The sequence below is a fragment of the Maridesulfovibrio salexigens DSM 2638 genome (assembly GCF_000023445.1).
Classification (GTDB): Bacteria; Desulfobacterota; Desulfovibrionia; order Desulfovibrionales; family Desulfovibrionaceae; genus Maridesulfovibrio; species Maridesulfovibrio salexigens.
The window spans coordinates 793,342-812,743 of sequence record NC_012881.1 but is presented as its reverse complement, the minus strand read 5'-3'; the positions used below and the strand labels follow the sequence as shown (position 1 = coordinate 812,743).

The following is a 19,402-nucleotide window of genomic DNA, read 5'->3' as shown; positions in this document are numbered from 1 at the left end:
CAAAAGTTTTTCCCCTCTGGACTCCCCTTTTCAAAACCTATTATTAGGCTTCGCGTCCGGGGATAGCAAAGTTGTGCCAAATAATAAATTAGATTGGTTAAAACTTATTTAACCCAGTTGATTTCGGGACAATCGGCAAAATGGTTCTCACCAAGGAAGGAGCCGGGAGTCTTATTAAACAGACGCGGGTGATAGCTGGTCAGTTTCTGGTTTTCCGGTACGAAGGATGCGAATTCCTGTGCATCTTTACCCCAGAGCAACCATTTTGCTGATGCATTTTTCTGCTGAATATACTGCAAAAGAGCAGAGGAGAAATCACGCCAGATTTCAGTATGGCTGCCGGGATTCTCAAGCTGGCAGGTCAAAGCGGTGTTCATGAAAAGAACGCCCTCTTCTTCAAGATGGTTGAAAAGTTTTTTCGGAGGCAAAACCGGGAATTTACCGGATTCAATATCAGTTCTGATCTTGGCGATGCCTTCAACTTCTTCAGCCTGAAGATAGTTCTTATGCATGAGCTTGAGGATATTGACCAAGGAAGCATTGCGCTTCAGCTCCGCCCATGTCTTGATATCGCCAACCTCAAAGGCCCTGCCTGTAGCAACACCCATCTGAGGGTAAGGGTCCTGACCAAGGATCACGACTTTCATATTAGAAAGATCAGTCTCACAGAAACGCAATACTTTATCAGCATTGGGTGTAAAATCCTTACCGATGGAAGAACTGATGCGATCCAATTCCATCATCCTCGGAAGGGTAAAAAATCCACGCCAAGACTCATGAACCTCATAACTGGACAAACAAAAATTAACTCTCATATCGAAAAACTCTCTTTATAATAAAGGCTCGCAAGTCATACAATGCGTAGAGGCGAAGCCCAAATAAAAGTTTTTGAAGAGTCCAGAGGAACTTTTTTCAAAAAGTTTCTTTGGCCGCCGGAGGCGAAATCCCTTCATCAAAAGCGCAAAGCGCATCATAACTATTTTTAAAAATATCCCATGGAAGTAAGCTGCTCCAAATTGCGCTCTTTTTCTGCACTGCGGCCATCGCGTTCGCTATTTCCGCCTTTAGCTGTGCAGGGTTTGCAGCCAAGGGAACGATAGCCTTGGTCATAGAGCTCACAATGTGGAATCTGGTGCATGGTGATAAACGACCAGATATCCATCTCCGTCCACTCAAGTATCGGATTGAGTAGAGTGTGGTCCGGCTCATCACGTACTTCCATGAACCTGCGTCCAGCCCTGCTGGGATGTTCATCTCGGCGTATTCCGGTGATGAGCAGGTCTATTTCAAATTCATCTATAGCTTTCTGCAAAGGCTTAATCTTCAGATCAGCGCAACACTTCACCGGATTCTCAGCTATGGGATAACTTGAGAGGTCTACGTCAGGCCGGATAACCTTAACATCCACTCCCCATTGCAAAGCAATGCGATCCCGAAAGGCCATCACTTCAGGAAATTTTATCCCGGTATCAATGGATAAAGCCTGCGGCACCAGCACCAACGAAGCTTCCTTCCCTTTATTCTTAAGAACCTCTCGCCAAAGGGCCAGTACTACAGTAGAATCCTTGCCACCGGTCCAAGCCACGGCAATCCGTTCCGGCGGATACATTTCCAACATGCCGGACATAAGCCCGGCACTGTGAGCCACTTTGTCATCAAGAGGTGAGGCTGCATTTATTGCTGTCAATAGTAGACTCCTTAACAAAAGTGGTTCCCTTGTTGCCTGAAACGCGGCTTTTTGCAAGCCGGGCCTGATCGTGTATTCAAATACCACAAATTGCAGAGCTTGATTTTTTGCTTGCATTTCACAGCTGAGAGCTATATGCCCTACCTCGCTATAAATAGAAGCATGCTTTCACTTAGAGAGAGGATATACTCAATTAGACTTGATTATTCTGCATCATGCTTCATTTTTCTACACAATTCATACTCAAGGAGCAGCTTATGAACTGTCCTGAAAACATACAGGGGAAGACGGTCATCGGCTGGAGGGAATGGGGAGCTTTCCCGCAATTGAATATTCCGGCTATCAAATTCAAAACTGATACCGGAGCGAAAACTTCCTGTCTGCATTCTTTCCAGCAGGATTTTTTTGAACGTGACGGTCAAAAATGGATTCGGTTTGGTATTCATCCAATCCAGAAACGTACCGACATTGAAGTTTTCTGTGAAGCGCCGGTCATTGACTTCCGCACAGTCACCAACTCTGGAGGCATAAGCGAAGATCGGCCTGTGATCAGTTCAAAAATCATTATGGGCAACATGAGTTGGGATATTGAGCTTACCCTGACCAACCGTGATTCCATGAGATTTAGGATGCTTCTGGGTAGAACAGCCATGGAAGAACGGTTAATTGTTGATCCAGCCGGATCATATCTGCTGGGCAGAAAGCACGCTGCTGAATTTTACAAATAAAAATTTTGGGAGGCACGAATGAAAATCGGCATCCTTTCTCGTAAACGGGAACTATACTCTACTAATTCTCTTGTGGAAGCCTGCAATGCACGTGGACATGAAGTGCGGGTAATCAACCCCCTGCGCTGCTATATGAACATCACATCTCACAACCCCAGTATTCTTTATAAGGGTGAAAAGCTTGAGGGATTTGATGCAATCATCCCGCGCATCGGCGCATCCATTACATTTTATGGCTGTGCGGTTGTCCGCCAGTTTGAAATGATGGGTGTTTATTGTGTCAACGAATCAGTAGCCATCACCCGTTCGCGTGATAAACTGCGCAGTTTGCAGCTTCTGGCCCGCAAAGGAATCGGACTTCCTGTGACTGCCTTCGCCCACTCAACTCAGTACACAGAAGACCTGATTGATATTGTCGGCGGTGCTCCGCTCGTTATCAAACTGCTGGAAGGCACACAGGGCAAGGGCGTTGTACTTGCGGAAACCAGAAACACCGCAGCCAGCATCATTGAGGCATTCAAAGGTCTTGAGGCGAACATACTTGTGCAGGAATTTATCTCTGAAGCATCCGGTTCGGACATTCGCTGTCTCGTCGTCGGGGGCAAGGTTATTGCTTCCATGAAAAGGCAGGGACGTGAAGGTGATTTCCGTTCCAACCTGCATCAGGGAGGCTCTGCCACTCAGGTAAGAATCACACCTGAAGAACGCTCAACCGCAGTTCGCAGTGCCAAAATCATGGGACTAGGATTCTGCGGGGTGGATATCCTGCGTTCAAACCACGGTCCGGTAGTCATGGAAGTTAACTCTTCTCCCGGACTCGAAGGAATTGAAAAAACTACTGATATCGATGTGGCCGGACAACTCATCGACTACATTGAAAAGAATGCTCAGCCCGGAAAAACCAAGACCAAAGGTAAAGGCTAGCAAACAATTTACATAAAGTTAAAAGGCCCCCGTATCCATCGGATACGGGGGCCTCGTTTTGTACTAAAACTTTTACAGCGACCTGATTACTCGTGAGAATAATCCATTTCGGAAAGCTGCTTAAGCATTTTGTATCTCTGCTTGCAATCCTTTTCGATACCGGCACGCATGGTCTTGGATGCTTCAGGCATCATACGCTCAAGCATTGCGTAGCGGTTTTCACCGGAAAGGAATTCCTGCAGGGTTCCGTCAGGTTCTTTGTATTCAACAACCAGCGGATTCTCGCCGTTTTCTTCGCGGCGGGGGTCAAAGCGGTAAAGCGGCCAGTAGCCGGACTCAACTGCGAGCTTACCTTCAAGCTGGGTTTTACCCATACCCTTACGGATACCCTGGTTGATGCAGGGAGCGTAAGCGATGATCAGGGAAGGTCCGGGGTATGCTTCAGCTTCAAGGAAAGCCTTCATGACCTGATTCTTGTTAGCACCCATAGAGATGGAAGCAACGTAAACGTAGCCGTAGCTCATCATCATGCGGCCGAGGTCTTTCTTGGAAGTGTGCTTACCTGCGGCAGCAAACTTAGCGATGGAGCCAAGCGGGGTTGCCTTGGAAGCCTGACCACCGGTGTTGGAGTACACTTCGGTATCCATAACGAGGATGTTGATGTCCTTGCCGGAAGCGAGAACGTGGTCAACACCACCGAAACCAATGTCATATGCCCAACCGTCACCACCGAAGCACCATACGGACTTCTTGGTGAAGATGTCTTCCTGCTCTTCGATTTCGAGCAGCAGGTCATAGTTGTCAGCTTCTACTGCAAGAAGTTCACGCAGCTTGTCGCCGTATTCGAGAGACTTGGCAGCATCATCTTTATTTTCAATCCAGCCTTTGAGGGCTTCTTTGAGTTCGTCAGAGATGTCCAGCTCAAGAGCCTGTTCCATCTGCATTTTGAGACGGTCGCGACGGTTGGAGATAGCCATTTCCATACCGAAGCCGTATTCAGCAGCATCTTCGAAGAGGGAGTTACCCCAAGCAGGACCGTGACCTTCGATGTTCTCGCAGTAAGGAGTGGAAGGTGCGGATGCGCCCCAGATGGAGGAACAACCGGTTGCGTTAGCAATGATCATGCGTTCGCCGAAGAGCTGGGTGAGAACCTTAACATAAGGAGTTTCACCGCAACCGGCACATGCGCCGGAGAATTCCATGAGGGACTGCTGGAACTGGCTGCCCTTAACACTGGTGCGAGGCAGGATGCGATCCTTGAAGGATACGATTTCGGAGAAGTCGTAGTTGGGAACTTCTTTTTCAGTCTGAGTAGCCAGAGGCTTCATGACCAGAGCTTTTTCCTTAGCGGGGCAGATATCTGCGCAGTTACCGCAACCCTGACAGTCAAGGGTGTTAACCTGCATGCGGTACTTAAGACCTTCCATGCCTTTGCCCTTGGCTTCCATGGTTTCAAAGGACTCAGGTGCAATCTTCATTTCTTCTTCGTCTACGAGCACGGGGCGCAGGGCACTGTGCGGACAAACAAAGGAGCACTGGTTGCACTGGATGCAGTTATCCATGATCCACTCGGGAACCATGATGGCAACACCGCGTTTTTCAAAGCGGGAGGTACCCATGGGGAAACGTCCGTCAGGAGAGAATGCGCTGACCGGAAGATCGTCACCCTTCTGAGCGAGGATAGGTTTAACAACATCAGTGATGAATTCAGGCTCGAAAACTTCAGGAGCTTCTTCATCTTCTGCGGTTGCCCAGCTTTCGGGATATTTAATTTCAATAAGGTTTGCTTCGGCCTGATCAACTGCAGCGTTGTTCATGTTGACGATCTTCTCGCCCTTCTTGCCGTAAGCATCCTGAATGGATTCTTTGAGGTATTTGACTGCATCTTCAAAGGGAATGACGTTTGCCAGTTTGAAGAATGCGGTCTGCATAACCATGTTGATACGTCCGCCGAGTCCAACTTCACCTGCGATCTTAACACCGTCGATTACGTAGAACTTGAGCTTGTTCTGAGCAATCTTGCGACGCAGTTTTGCGGGCAGTTCTGCTTCCAGCTCTTCAAGTCCCATGCTGGTGTTCAGCAGGAAGGTACCGCCTTCACGAATACCGTCCAGCAGATCGTAAAGCTTTACGTAACTGGGGTTGTGACAAGCGATGAAGTCTGCAATCTCAACGAGGTAAGTGGACTTAATCGGGCTATTACCGAAACGCAGGTGGGATACGGTGATACCGCCGGACTTTTTGGAGTCGTAGGCAAAGTAACCCTGTGCGTACATATCGGTTTTATCACCGATAATTTTAATGGCCTGCTTGTTTGCGCCGACAGTACCATCGGAACCCAGACCCCAGAATTTGCACTGAACAGTACCTTCGGGGGTGGTATCGATGCTTTCGCCCACTTCGAGGGAAAGACGGGTAACGTCATCGTTGATACCAACAGTGAAGTGATGTCTGGGAGCCAGAGACTTCATGTTGTCGTAAATAGCCTTGATCATGGCAGGAGTGAATTCCTTGGAGCCAAGACCGTAACGTCCTGCGTAAACGGGCAGGTCGATGTTCATTTCCTTCAGTGCGGTGCAGACATCGAGGTACAGGGGATCACCGATTGCGCCGCCTTCTTTGGTGCGGTCCAGAACAGTGATCTGCTGGCAGGTTGCGGGGATAGCGCGACCGAGGTGCTCGATGGAGAAAGGACGATACAGGCGTACTTTTACCAGACCGACTTTCTGGCCTTCAGCAACCAGCTTTTCAATGGTTTCCTCAATTGCTTCACAGCCGGACCCCATCGCAACGATAATGTCTTCCGCTTCGGGATGACCTACGTAGTCGAAAAGTTTGTATTCACGACCGGTGATGTCCTTAACTTTAGCCATAGCGTCTTCAACATAACCGGGAACGGCGTCACGGTAAGGGTTGATTGCTTCAGTGGCCTGGAAGTAAATGTCCGGGTTCTGAGCGGTACCGCGGGTATGCGGGTGCTCAGGGTTCAGAGCGCGGTCGCGGAAATCACGGACTTTATCCCAGTTAAGGGCTGCGGCCATATCTTCGTAATCGATCAGCTCAATTTTCTGAACTTCGTGGGAGGTTCTGAAGCCGTCGAAGAAGTGAACAAAAGGAATGCTGGATTCAACGGTAGCAAGGTGGGAAACCAGCGCGAGGTCAAGAGCTTCCTGAACAGAGTTGGAAGCAAGCATTGCAAATCCGGTCTGGCGACAGGCCATTACGTCCTGATGGTCACCGAAGATGGACAGAGCCTGTCCTGCAAGTGCGCGAGCGGATACATGGAAAACAGTAGGAAGAAGTTCGCCCGCAATCTTGTACATGTTGGGGATCATCAGCAGCAGGCCCTGAGATGCGGTGAAGGTACAGGAAAGGTTACCTGCAGCCAGAGCACCGTGCAGAGCACCGGCGGCACCGGCTTCAGACTGCAACTCGCGGACTTCCATGGTGGTATCGAAAATATTCTTCACACCCTGAACAGCCCATTCGTCAGCCAGTTCGGCCATGGGGGATGAGGGGGTAATAGGATAGATGGCGGCAGTTTCACACATAGCATATGCTACGTAGGAAGCGGCTTGGTTACCATCCATGGTTTTCATTTTTTTTGCCATTACATTATTCTCCGTGTCTTTATGGTTGGGAAGGCGTGCGCCGAAAAGTGTAACACATGACCATATGCGTTGCCTACCCGTATTTCACTGCTTCCGGGCTGATAAATGCAAAAAAGTTGATCAGCCGTTCAAAATGCCTGAGACACCGGCACTTGCAAGGTTCATATCCGTCCTCGAGGTTCGAGATTTACCTTTGGAAGTGCATTCAATCACACAAAATAATTTTCACGGTTATTTATTACAATGCTACCATTTAAAAGGTTCCGCAGGCGTGAATTCAGCGGAGACTTCATTTGCAAGCTCTGTCTCCGTGCCGATATCAATTTGCCTTGCTCCCGAACCTTTCTTGAAATCCACCTTACTAAAATCTACCCAGCACACAGAAGGCATGATAGCTGAATCAAAATAGTAAACTTTCGATCCTTGATCCGACACTGTCCGCCAAAGAGTCATGGAAATATTCGGATGATCAGGGTCAGCCATACCGAGAGGAACGCTGATCGCACGCATTTGTGAGAAAACAGAGGCTACCGCGAGCTTAGGATCTTTAAATTTAGGCGATGATTTCAGATTGTAACTTAATCTTACGAAACGGTCGGCAGCACTGATTGTGCCCGGTAAAAAACTATTTCCACCTATCTGATCCCAGTATGCATTCAATGCAAGCTGCTGATCATAAGTGGGCGAATTGGTCATAACCTTATATCCCGAGCCATGATGAATTATGAGCTTTCCACCTAAATACTCAAAAATGGCCGAATCCCCAGTAGCATCGGACAAAGAGACATGCACAGTGGCTTCCCGCCCGTTAGGTAAAGTAGGAGCCACTACAGAAAATGGAGGGGGCACCATAGCATTTACAGCTTCTTTCACCGTAGCGAAATTATCCAGATAATACTGCAACCATGCACCAATTTTGATGGTAGGCTTTCCGGTTTTTGAGGCATCACCATAATCAGTTTCAGCAAGATAAAGAACGTTTCCGGCAAGCCCGACTTCATTCATGCCATCGGCAGTTGCTATATCATAAAAGGAAGTGACGACTGAGCCATACTTTGAAGTCCACTGTATAGCTTTCTTACCGGTACCTCCGTCACGTTCCATTCCTCGTGGAAAAACCCACAGACGTGTCTTTGCTGCAGGGTCACTCCAATCCATACTCCTACCTGTAATGTATGTCCCTGCTCCCGTTTCATATAGAATTCGAGAACAGGGCCATGCTGATTTAACAGGTAGAAACAACATCATCACAACAACCAGAGAAAGGCATAAAAACCAACGCTGCATTAAATCACATAATTTGATTTTCATTTTTTCCATCTCCTCATCAAGTGAACGATGCGGAACGGTTTACCGCTCGGTTTAAGTTGAATCCTTTTTTATATCCCCTTTTCCGCAATGGCCTGAATAGCAGTAATAGCCACAGTGTTGACAACATCACGTACAGTACATCCGCGACTCAGGTCGTTGACCGGTTTTTTCAAGCCTTGCAAGACCGGACCGATGGCAACAGATTCCGGCTGGGATCGCTGCACGGCCTTGTAGGTATTGTTTCCGGTATTTAAATCAGGGAAAATCAGAACTGTGGCCTGTCCCGCGACATCGCTGTCCGGCATAAGCTCAGCAGCAACATCCGGGTCCACAGCGGCATCAAACTGCAAAGGCCCTTCCACTGCAATTTCAGGTGCTATTTTGCGAACCAGCTCAGTTGCCTCTTTGACTTTATCCACAGACTGTCCCTTGCCGGATTCTCCGGTGGAATATGAAAGCATGGCTACCTTTGGTTCAATACCAAATATTTTCGCTGTATGTGCGGAACTGATAGCAATCTCGGCAAGTTCCTGTGCATTAGGATTAGGATTCACCGCGCAATCACCATACGCCATTACCCGGTCATTCTGGCACATGAGAAATACACTGGAAACAATGGAAAAACCGGGCTTGGTTTTGATGAATTCAAAGGCCGGACGAATAGTCTGAGCCGTGGTGGTAATGGAACCGGAAACCATGCCGTCAGCGACTCCAGTATACACCATCATGGTTCCAAAATAGGTGGGATCGCTCATGCGGTCACGGGCATCATCCTTTACAATGCACTTATGCTTGCGCAGCTCGAAATATTCATCCACAAAACGGTCAAAATACTCTGACTTTACCGGATCAACGATTTCTATACCGTTCAGGCTGATGCCGATATCCGAAGCAGTCTTCTTGATCTCTTGTTCATTCCCAAGCAGGGTAAGATTGACAACATCCCTACGGCGCAGAATATCCGCAGCCCGCAGGATTCGCTCCTCCTTGCCTTCGGGTAAAACTATGTGCTGCTTATTCTCACGGGCCTTGTGCAACAGTGTGTGCTCAAACATATAGGGCGTAATTCTTGTGGAACGGCTGGAAACCAATTTCTGCTGCAATTCATGCGAATCCACACAGGTCTCAAAAAGTCCCATGGCCGAAAGTACCTTAACCTGATTTTCCGGATCAATCTTACCATGCAGACCGCGCAGGATCTGGGCGGTCTTATGGGTATGGCCCGGAGCAACCAGAATAGGCAGGGGAACGCCCTTCCATCCTTCTATTAAGTGATGGACGGTCATGGCCGGTTTGATTCCTCCGGTAAGCAGAATTCCGGAGACATTTGGGTAAGCATCGGAAAGACGCGAGGACAAGCTGGCGAGAATAATGTCGGAACGGTCGCCGGGAGTAATGATCAGGCTGCCGTCATTGACGTACTTAAGAAAATTTTCAATCTGCATAGCCGCAACAACATAATTGTCGATGGGCGTATCAAGGCGGTCACGTCCGTAAAGCACCCGGCAGTCCAACCATTTAACAACGTCAGACATGGTCGGATTACCCAGCCGCTTGTCATCGGGCAGTACGTAGACCAGAGGACTGCTTTCGCTTTTGAGACAGCGTCTCAGCCTTTCACCTAGATCCGGAGAAAATTCCTTGGCTGCACGGTTGACCATGACCGAAATAACATCCAGCCCTTTTTCCTCAAACATGGCAACGGTGCGGTTGGCAAGATCGCAGATTTCATCTTCGTAACTGTCCATAGCATTGAGTACTGCCAGAACCGGACAGCCCAGATTACTGGCTACATCAAGATTTATCTCAAATTCAACTGCCGCCTCCCCCCCGAGATAATCTGTCCCCTCGCAGAGTACGAAATCATAATCCTCTTCCAGCTTCTTGAAGCGATCGAGAATGTTTTCCATAAGCAACGAATGCTTACCATCATTAAGCAGACGTGTGGCCTCACTCTGGGTATAGGCGTAGGTTGTTTTGTAGTCCTGCGGAAGTTTAAAATGACGCAGAATTAGATCAATATCGTGATCACGTTCATGGAAGTTGTCGTGAATGATGGGTCTGAAAATCGCCACCTTACGCAGGTGGGTCAAAAGCAGCTGCATAACCCCGAGAACAATTGCAGATTTTCCGCTCCGGGCCTCTGTCGCCGCAATATATAAGCTCTTAGACATTCTTTCTCCTGAATTCAGTTACTGCGTGGGAATTAACTAATACCAAATCTTTCATTTTTAATCACGTCAATCAGGTCACGGAAAAAGCTCCATCTGCCAGACGTTTAAGAAAGTGCTAGATGCGAGGCGCAAGAAAAAGGCTGGAACGATGCGTATCCAAACATACGTGAGTTTCAGCCTTTTTCGCAGCAACAAAGCAGATAGCGCTTTATCAAACGTCTGGTTCGGAGACACCCGGCAGCGGCCACTGGAGGTGCTGATGAGGTCCGCCGTGCTGCCTTGAATATAAGCTGCAACCCTTTGTAGCGCTAAAAGGCAAACAGGTGTGACCCTGCCGGAGGATGCTTGCGGAACATCCGGTGTCTCCCGGTCCGAATTTCGGACGCAGATATGGAATCCGCAACCATACGGCTGCAGAGAAATATCAAAGAACTATTTTAAATAACTTGAAAAATCAGTTTCCGGGCGGAGCTGGCCGCCCGGAAACGTAGGGGGTGTTACTTAGGCATAACAGCCCAGTCTGGGAGGACACTTAAATTGATGCCCCAAAGAACCGGAAGCAGATAGACCACTGAGAGAGTGATCAGGACCGCACCGATCATGTTGAGCCAGAAACCTGCTGAAGCCATCTGTTTGATGCTTACACAGCCGGAACCGAACACAACGGCGTTGGGCGGAGTCGCAACCGGAAGCATGAATGCAAAGGAAGCTGCAACACAGGCACCAACGATGGTGGCAAAAGGATGTACGCCCATGGCGATTGCCGCACTTACCCATAATGGGTACGAGCAATGTCGCGGTGGCGGTATTTGATGTGATTTCAGTTAAGAAGATAGTGATCAGAACCACGATGGCAACGAACATCAGGAGAGTCATACCATCAAGCATGGTCAATCTTGAAGCGATGAAGCTTGCCAGACCGGTCTTTGAGAAGCCGTTGGCAATTGCCAAACCACCACCGAAGAGCAGGATTACGTCCCACGGAATCTTAACTGCGGTTTTCCAATCAAGAAGGAATTCGCCCTTCTTGAAGTTGGTGGGAATGGCAAACAGAATCAATGAACCCAGAATACCGATGGTAGCATCGTGTACGAAACCGAAATTAGGCCAGAAATCCTTAACCAAAGGTTTAATGAATCCCCGGGATAACCAGAATGCGGCAACGAAACAACCGACAACAACGATGTACTTTTCTTCCTTGGACATGGGTCCAAGAGCTTCGATTTCCTTATCAATAATGGCTTCACCACCGGCAAGTTCCAATCCTTTGGCAGGAAAAAGAACTCTGGTCAGCAGCCACCATGAAACGCCGATCATAATTGTAGCAAGAGGAACGCCGTAAAGCATCCACTGGCCGAAACCGATTTGCACACCGTACATTTTGTCTACCATGCCGACCATAACGGTATTCGGAGGAGTACCGATAATGGTACCGACACCACCCATGGAAGCAGCATAGGCGATACCGAGCATGAGACATTTACCGAAGTTGGATTCAGGACCCGCATTGGCACAGGCTCTAAGATCTTTGGAATCAAATCCGGTGGCCTGCTGGATAACAGCCAGACCGATGGGAACCATCATCATGGTTGTTGCAGTGTTGGAAACCCACATGGAAAGAAACCCGGTAGCGATCATAAATCCGAGGATCATGCGTCCGGGGCTGGTTCCCACTGTTTTAATGGTATGCAGGGCAATACGCCTGTGCAGGTTCCACCTTTCCATGGTAACTGCCAGAAAAAAGCCACCCATGAACAGGTAAATAAGATGGTTCGCATAAGGAGCACAAGCCGCTGCGGATTTCATTACACCCAGAAGCGGAAAAAATGCGATAGGAATTAAAGATGTTGCAGGAATAGGAATGGCTTCAGTGATCCACCAGATAGCCATCAAAGCCGTTACTGCCGCAACCTTCCATGCTGCCGGATTCATTCCCTCTGGAGCCGGAAGAAGAAGCATAAGAAGAAAGACTATCGGTCCTAAGAAAAAACCGATTCTACGTCCGTTACCACTGTCTTGTTGATCGCTCATAGTCCCTCACTTGAGCTTATGGCCTCCCCTACGGAAAGAATGCTCCCCTCTGCCCCGGAAATGATAGGTACATCAAAATCGGGTTGTCAGCGCATCAGGAAAACACCTGCCTGATCCGTCAGGACTGCCGATACTTTACATACAGGACCTCATCACCATTTTTGTACCCTCCCGGCCCGGAAAGACCGGGAGGGGTAATTCTTTCAATCAAATGACGCTTTGCCACACGTAACGGCGAAGCGTATCAGAGCTAGATATCTAAATCATAAGTATCAAGAAACTCTCCGACGCGTTTTCTGGAAGCAGCCAGACGTTCGCGCAGTTCTTTCTTGTATTCTTCGATATCAATCTTCTTGCGTGCTACACCGGTATCCATTGCAGCCTGTGCAACAGCGGCGGATTCCCATTCAATCAGACGCAGGTCGAGCGGTTTGGGAATGATGTAGTCGATGCCGTATTCGAGCTTATCCACACCATAAGCTTCGCAGACGTAATCCGGAGCCGGTTCTTTTGCCAGAGCAGCAAGAGCAGTTGCCGCAGCAATTTTCATTTCTTCATTGATGGCACTTGCGTTTACATCAAGTGCACCGCGGAAGATGAAAGGGAAACCGAGAACATTGTTAACCTGGTTGGGGAAGTCGGAACGTCCGGTACCCATGATTGCGTCAGGGCGGGCTTCTTTGGCATCAGTATAGGAGATTTCAGGATCGGGGTTCGCGCAGGCGAAAATGATCGGAGAATCAGCCATAGATTTAACCATTTCCTTGGTTACCATTCCCTTAACGGAAAGACCGAGGAAGAGGTCAGCACCATTCATCGCGTCTGCAAGGTCTTTATATTCCTTGTCAGTTGCAAACTGAAGTTTCTGCTCATTCAGACCTTCACGGCTCTTGTTGATGTGACCGCGAGAGTCGAACATGGCAACATTTTCACGCTTGATACCCAGAGCCATATAGAAGTTGGTGCAAGCGATAGCCGCAGCACCTGCGCCGGAAACAACCAGACGCATATCTTCAATTTTCTTACCGGTTATTTCAGCAGCGTTGATCAGGCCCGCACCGGAAATAATCGCGGTACCGTGCTGGTCATCGTGGAAGACCGGGATATTCATTTCTTTTTTAAGCTTTTCTTCAATGTAGAAGCACTCAGGAGCCTTGATATCTTCAAGGTTGATACCGCCGAAGGTAGGCTCAAGGGCTTTTACGATGTTGCAGAGCTCATCAGGATCAGTAACGTCAAGGTTGATGTCGTAAACGTCAACGTCTGCGAAAACCTTGAAGAGAACACCCTTACCTTCCATAACCGGTTTACCGGCTTCAGGACCGATATTACCGAGACCGAGAACAGCAGTACCGTTGGAAACAACCGCAACAAGGTTTCCACGGCCGGTGTAGAGATAGGATTTCTCTTTATCTTCAGCAATTTCCTTGCAGGCTTCGGCAACACCGGGGCTGTAAGCCATGGAAAGGTCTTTCTGGGTATTGCAAGGTTTTACGGGAACGACTTCCACTTTACCTCTTCTACCTTTGGAATGATAATCGAGAGCTTCCTGTTTAGTGAAAAGAGCCATAAGTATTCTCCTTAATTAGTCGGTTGCAAATTCCGACGTTTACTCAAGACCAGCCGCCTTACGATCGGGGACGGCGTACAATTCTCCACCGTGGGAATCATTGATGACCAGCAGAGGAAATTCCTCAACAGTCAATTCCCGGATGGCTTCGGGGCCAAGTTCATCAAAAGCGATAACTTTCGCTTCCTTGATGCACATGGAAAGCAGAGCACCAGCACCTCCGGTAGCTCCGAAATAAACAGCTTTATAATCCTTCAGGGCCTGCTTCACCTCATCATTACGTTTACCCTTACCTATGCTGGCCTTCTGGCCGAGACTGTGCAGACGGGGTGCATAGGTGTCCATGCGGTAACTTGTGGTCGGGCCGGCAGAACCGATAGGTTTGCCCGGAGGAGCCGGACTGGGGCCTACGTAATAAACCACCGAACCTTTCAAATCGAAAGGCAGTTCCTCTCCTTTATCAAGCAGGTCACAAAGCCTTTTGTGCGCAGCATCGCGGGCGGTATAGATGGTTCCGGTCAGTTTGACCACATCTCCGGCCTTGAGCTGGACCATATCTTCATCAGTAAGCGGGGTGGTAAGTTTGTATTCAGCCATTAGAGTTCCACCTCCTCGTGCCTTGAAGAATGGCACTGGATGTTCACCGCCAGCGGCAGGGACGCAATGTGGCAGGGGCGCATTTCGATCTTGACGTCAAAGACGGTAGTCTTGCCGCCCAGTCCCATGGGCCCGATGCCGAGCTTGTTGATCTCTTCCATGAGCTCAGCTTCCATCTTGGCAATCTCAGGATCAGGATGGGGCTCGCCCACTTTGCGCATCAAGGATTTTTTAGCCAGCAGTGCGGAATATTCAAAAGTTCCACCCACGCCGATACCTACCATTGTCGGGGGACATGGGTTGGGTCCGGCTTCGGCAACACGTTCGATGACGAATTTCTTGATGCCTTCCCAGCCCTGTGCCGGAGCAAGCATGGTCACCCGGCTCATGTTCTCGGAACCGCCACCCTTAGCCATGAAAGTGATTTTGATCTTGTCACCGGGGACAATGTCAAAATGGATAATGGCCGGGGTGTTGTCCTTGGTATTGGCACGGGTCAGAGGATCGCAGGAAGACTTGCGCAGGAATCCCTCTTCGTAACCTTTACGGGTACCTTCGTTGATGGCGTCACGGATGTTCATGCCTTCAACACGCACATCTTCGCCCATTTCAACTATGAAGACAGCCAATCCGGTATCCTGACACAGAGGCAGACCGGATTCAGCAGCCAGCTCCCAGTTTTCTTTGATCTGTCTGAACACTTCCTTGGCTGCCGGGGAATCCTCGGCAGCAGCGCATTCGTTAAAACGCTTTTTCACGTCTTCAGGCAGGTAGCGGTTTGCGCTTACGCACATTTTCGCCACGGCATCGATAACCTGTTCAGCTTTAATGGTACGCATAGCTTACTTCCTGAATATTTCCTTGATTGCGGTGATACCCATCTTGCGGCGCAGGAAACCGAGCTGGTTCTGCAACGGAAGATTCTTGGGGCAGACATCTTCACAGCCGAGCAAGCCCATGCAGCCGAAGATACCTTCATCATTACCGATAATTTCAAAGTAGTCGCGGTCGGTACGCTGATCGCGGGGGTCGACTACGAAACGGGCCACACGGTTCAAGGATGCAGCACCGAGGAAGTCGTCACGAAGGCGTGCGGTACCGCAAGCGGCAACACAGCAGCCGCATTCAATGCAGCGTTCCAGTTCGTAGATCTGCTCGGCAACCTCATTCTCCATACGCTCTTCAATGGCATTGGGATCAAAGGTTTTGGTAGTATGAATCCATGATTCTGTGGTCTGATACATTTCCCTGAACCAGACACCGGTATCAACTGAAAGGTCGCCGATCAGTTTATATACGGGCAGGGGCAGCAGGGTTATGCGTTCAGGAAGGTCAACTGTTTTGGTCTGGCAGGCCAGACGGGGTTTACCGTTGACCACCATTGCACAGGCACCGCAGATACCGGCACGGCAACAGAAGTCAAAAATCAGGCCGGGGTCCTGCTCTTCGCGCAAACGGTTCAGCGCAATAAACAGAGTCATGTTCTCGGTTTCATCCAGCACAAAGGTCTGCATGTGCGGAACCGACCCCTTATCCTGAGGATTGTAGCGGAATATATCAAATTCGAGTTGTCTGCTCATTTTTATATCCTTGTCAGGGGTTATTTCTTGATCATCTTGGCTTCAATCTCGGCCTTGTCGGCTTCGATGATGGAACCGCCGCCATAACCACGGTCTCCCGGAGGAATCTCGTAACAGGGAGTCGCGTCTTCGTACTGCAGTTCAGGCATATCCGCGCCTTCACGCCAGTAAGCCAGAGTTCTGTTCAGCCAGTTCTTGTCATCACGCGCGGTGTAATCCTCGCGGTTATGGGAACCACGGCTTTCAGTACGTTCAAGAGCAGCCTTAGCGATACACAGGCCCAGTTTGACCTGACCTTCGATCTTAAGGGCCGCAGCCAATTCATGGTTTGCACCCAGACCGTCGGAGACAAGGCCGACATTGCGGGCTTTTTCAAGAGTACCCTGCAAGGTATCAATACATTTTTTGAGTCCGGCATCATTTCTGAATACAAAACAGCCTTCCATGAGGGCATCCTGCATTTCTTCACGGACCCTGTAGACATTTTCCTTACCGTTGGCACCGCTGCGCAGTTTCTCAATACGATCCTGCTGTTTGCGAACGGCTTCAGCAACCAGGGAAGTTTTGAAATCGGTCTCGTAACCCTTGAGGAATTCAACGATCTTGGTACCGATGATACCGCCAGCAACAACGGTTTCAGCAAGTGAGTTACCGCCGAGACGGTTAAAACCGTGCATATCCCAGCAGGCAGCCTCACCAGCGGAGAACAGACCCTTGAGGCCGTAAACCGCACCATCTTTATTGGTACGTACGCCAGCCATGGTGTAATGCTGGGTCGGACGGACCGGGATAAGCTGTTTACGGGGGTCAACGTTAAGGAAGTGATGACAGATTTCATCTACTTCACGCAGTTTGGTGGAGATATGTTTGTCTCCGAGATGACGGATATCCAGCCAGAGGTGTTCGCCGTAAGCGGATTTAACACCCTTGCCCTGACGCATATGGTGAGTCATCCAGCGGGAAACAACGTCACGGGAAGCCAGTTCGGCTTTTTCCGGTTCATAGATGTTCATGAACCTTTCTTCGTTGACGTCAAGGAGCGTACCGCCGTCACCGCGGCAACCTTCGGTTACCAGAATATCGGTGGGTACGATTCCGGTGGGGTGGAACTGAATTGCTTCCGGGTTACCGATAGGTACTACACCGGTATCGTGAGCAATAATGTGTCCACCGCCATCACAAATTACTGCGTTGGTAGTTGCTTTATAGATACGTCCGAAACCGCCTGTGCAGATGGCAGTGGCCTTGGAAAGGAACACTTCCAGTTCGCCCGTACGCAGGCAGCGGACAACCGCACCGGTACACTTATCGCCATCGTGAATGAGGGAGATAGCTTCCTTGCGGTCAAAAACATCAATCCCGAGTTCGGCACACCGGTTATCCATAGTACACATAACCGCATGTCCGGTTCCATCGGAAGTGTAGCAGGTACGCCATTTAGCGGTACCGCCGAAGGAACGGGCCGTGATCAGACCGCGTTTTTCTTCTTTTTCTTCTTTTTCAAATTTCTCGCCACCTTTGAAATAGAAGGATTTACCGGGAACAACTCGGTTCCAGGGCACACCCCAGTGTGCAAGTCTGCGCATCTCAATGGGAGCTGCGTCTGCGAAAAGACGGGCCACTTCCTGGTCACAGCCCCAGTCGGAACCGCGAACAGTGTCGCCGAAGTGGACGTCTACGTTGTCTCCCTCGCCCTTGGCACAGTTACCCAGTGCGGCCTGCATGCCGCCCTGCGCTGCCGATGAATGAGATCGGCGTGCCGGGACAATTGAGAGACAGATTACATCAAAACCTTCCTGGGCCGCCTCCACAGCCACGCGCTCGCCCGCCAATCCGGCGCCGATAACAAGGAGATCAGAGTAATATGTTTGCATTTAAGAACCCCGTTTAACTTAAAGTGATGAACCTGATCAGGGTGATGATGCCGATAACCATAAAGGTCGCAAAGAGAATGGATTCAAGCTTCTTAGCCTGCTGCCTGTTCTCAGTCCTGATAAATCCCCATTTAACACCAATGCGGTAAAAGCCAACGCTGACGTGAAGTTCAACGCAGGGCAGAAGAACCAGATAGAAGAGCATCCATCCGCCTTCAGCTACACGGGCCGCCGACTTTGCGGCAGTAATGGGAAGATCATTGAGTACAACCCACATGTGGATGGCACCCATTACGAGGATGACCATTGCGGTCACGGCCTGCACAACCCAAAGCCAGGTGTCACGATGCTTCAGCATCTGTGCATGCTGCAATATGGTTGCCTGCCCTTCCGCACGGAAAGGTATCTTTCTCGCCGCCAGAGCGAAATGTAGCAAAAAAGTTAAGAAAATCAAAGGGCCACCGACCTGCGCCATGTATGTTGCTTCAAAGAAATGAGCAATGGCGTTCATAATCTTGGGCGAAATGACTACCGAGGACACCAGAATCATGTGACACCACATAAAGGCCACAAGTCCGGCACCAGTTAGCATTTGCAGCCAGTCGAGGACCGCATCCCTTTTCCCTGGACGCGCCACGTGCATACCTACATTTACAGCCATAATCATCCTCCTTTGACGGAATTTCTCCCGCATTAATGGATTACCAACATGACCTCATCAGCATGAGTACAGTGGTACTGAACCGCTACCGGTCGCAAACCGGCAACTCCACTTCCCAGAAAACCACCCGGACATATATCCGGCACCGGGTTAAATACCCGGCTTAAAAGGCATAATCCCCTTAATTGGGAATATTTTCGAAAATGGATAAAGGAATCTGTGTAATGAACAAGCTGAAGTAACCGTTTCCGCAAGCGGGAACGGGCTGTTTGTATAGCTATGTGCAGAGAAAGGCATTATGGGAGCCGAACCTCGATATTCCCCGGAGTAGTTGAGGACAGGATCGGCATAAGATTTATATGAATGGAAAAAGGAGAGGCAATGTAACAACAGCAAAAAGGACTGACTCAAAAACCAAAAACGGCTCTGGAGACAAACCTTCCCTGAATCCGCAAGAACAGGTCCCACCCCATCCTTTGCAGATATGTTTTGACTGACAACTGGCATACATCCCCCGGCACCCGAAAAGTTTGAAGTGCCTACTAAGAACACCTCCACCCCTTCGGTGAGACTTTAATTTAACCAGATCACAAAACCTGTAACTTACATTGTCAAATATACGGCGAATTCACTCTGTATAGACTGTTTCGCCAT

13 protein-coding genes and 1 pseudogene are annotated in these 19,402 nt (G+C 49.3%); 2 read left to right on the top strand and 12 right to left on the bottom strand.

Annotated elements, in window-relative coordinates:
* Positions 1-104: 104 nt before the first annotated feature.
* Together DESAL_RS03685 and DESAL_RS03680 are read right to left on the bottom strand one after the other, a co-directional pair.
* Positions 105-740, bottom strand: a complete 636-nt coding sequence (locus DESAL_RS03685; RefSeq protein ID WP_245543816.1) for a uracil-DNA glycosylase — start codon at positions 738-740, stop codon at positions 105-107.
* Positions 741-982: 242 nt separating this feature from the next.
* Positions 983-1,687: a phosphoadenosine phosphosulfate reductase family protein gene (locus DESAL_RS03680; RefSeq protein ID WP_015850617.1), complete on the bottom strand. Its 705-nt coding sequence runs from the start codon at positions 1,685-1,687 to the stop codon at positions 983-985.
* Between the two features lie 257 nt (positions 1,688-1,944).
* On the opposite strand from DESAL_RS03680, the gene DESAL_RS03675 reads away from it, so the two are divergent.
* Together DESAL_RS03675 and rimK are read left to right on the top strand one after the other, a co-directional pair.
* Complete coding sequence (locus DESAL_RS03675) at positions 1,945-2,415, top strand: ATP-dependent zinc protease family protein (protein WP_015850616.1); 471 nt, start codon at positions 1,945-1,947, stop codon at positions 2,413-2,415.
* A gap of 18 nt (positions 2,416-2,433) precedes the next feature.
* On the top strand, positions 2,434-3,339 hold the full coding sequence (gene rimK / locus DESAL_RS03670; protein WP_015850615.1) for a 30S ribosomal protein S6--L-glutamate ligase: 906 nt from the start codon (positions 2,434-2,436) through the stop codon (positions 3,337-3,339).
* A gap of 86 nt (positions 3,340-3,425) precedes the next feature.
* Here the strand turns inward: rimK and nifJ are convergent, their stop codons facing one another.
* The 10 genes and pseudogenes from nifJ to DESAL_RS03620 all read right to left on the bottom strand — a co-directional run bounded on the left by nifJ (position 3,426) and on the right by DESAL_RS03620 (position 18,748).
* Positions 3,426-6,950: a pyruvate:ferredoxin (flavodoxin) oxidoreductase gene (gene nifJ / locus DESAL_RS03665; RefSeq protein ID WP_015850614.1), complete on the bottom strand. Its 3,525-nt coding sequence runs from the start codon at positions 6,948-6,950 to the stop codon at positions 3,426-3,428.
* A gap of 246 nt (positions 6,951-7,196) precedes the next feature.
* On the bottom strand, positions 7,197-8,261 hold the full coding sequence (locus tag DESAL_RS03660) for a linear amide C-N hydrolase (protein ID WP_015850613.1): 1,065 nt from the start codon (positions 8,259-8,261) through the stop codon (positions 7,197-7,199).
* Between the two features lie 68 nt (positions 8,262-8,329).
* Positions 8,330-10,435: a phosphate acetyltransferase gene (gene pta / locus DESAL_RS03655; protein ID WP_015850612.1), complete on the bottom strand. Its 2,106-nt coding sequence runs from the start codon at positions 10,433-10,435 to the stop codon at positions 8,330-8,332.
* Positions 10,436-10,932: 497 nt separating this feature from the next.
* Positions 10,933-12,466: pseudogene (locus DESAL_RS03650) on the bottom strand (SLC13 family permease).
* Positions 12,467-12,716: 250 nt separating this feature from the next.
* Positions 12,717-14,036, bottom strand: a complete 1,320-nt coding sequence (locus DESAL_RS03645; RefSeq protein WP_015850610.1) for a malic enzyme-like NAD(P)-binding protein — start codon at positions 14,034-14,036, stop codon at positions 12,717-12,719.
* A gap of 39 nt (positions 14,037-14,075) precedes the next feature.
* Complete coding sequence (locus DESAL_RS03640; protein WP_015850609.1) at positions 14,076-14,633, bottom strand: Fe-S-containing hydro-lyase; 558 nt, start codon at positions 14,631-14,633, stop codon at positions 14,076-14,078.
* Entirely contained in the window at positions 14,633-15,472 is an 840-nt protein-coding gene (locus DESAL_RS03635; protein WP_015850608.1) for a fumarate hydratase, read from the bottom strand. Before DESAL_RS03635 ends, DESAL_RS03640 begins: the two co-directional genes overlap by 1 nt.
* A gap of 3 nt (positions 15,473-15,475) precedes the next feature.
* Positions 15,476-16,213, bottom strand: coding sequence for a fumarate reductase iron-sulfur subunit (locus DESAL_RS03630; RefSeq protein ID WP_015850607.1), 738 nt, complete (start codon positions 16,211-16,213; stop codon positions 15,476-15,478).
* A gap of 20 nt (positions 16,214-16,233) precedes the next feature.
* The gene (locus DESAL_RS03625; protein ID WP_015850606.1) at positions 16,234-18,087 is read right to left on the bottom strand and encodes a fumarate reductase flavoprotein subunit; all 1,854 of its coding nucleotides are present in this window, start codon (positions 18,085-18,087) and stop codon (positions 16,234-16,236) included.
* A 13-nt stretch (positions 18,088-18,100) separates the two neighbouring features.
* Positions 18,101-18,748, bottom strand: a complete 648-nt coding sequence (locus tag DESAL_RS03620) for a succinate dehydrogenase/fumarate reductase transmembrane subunit (RefSeq protein WP_015850605.1) — start codon at positions 18,746-18,748, stop codon at positions 18,101-18,103.
* Positions 18,749-19,402 lie beyond the last annotated feature (654 nt).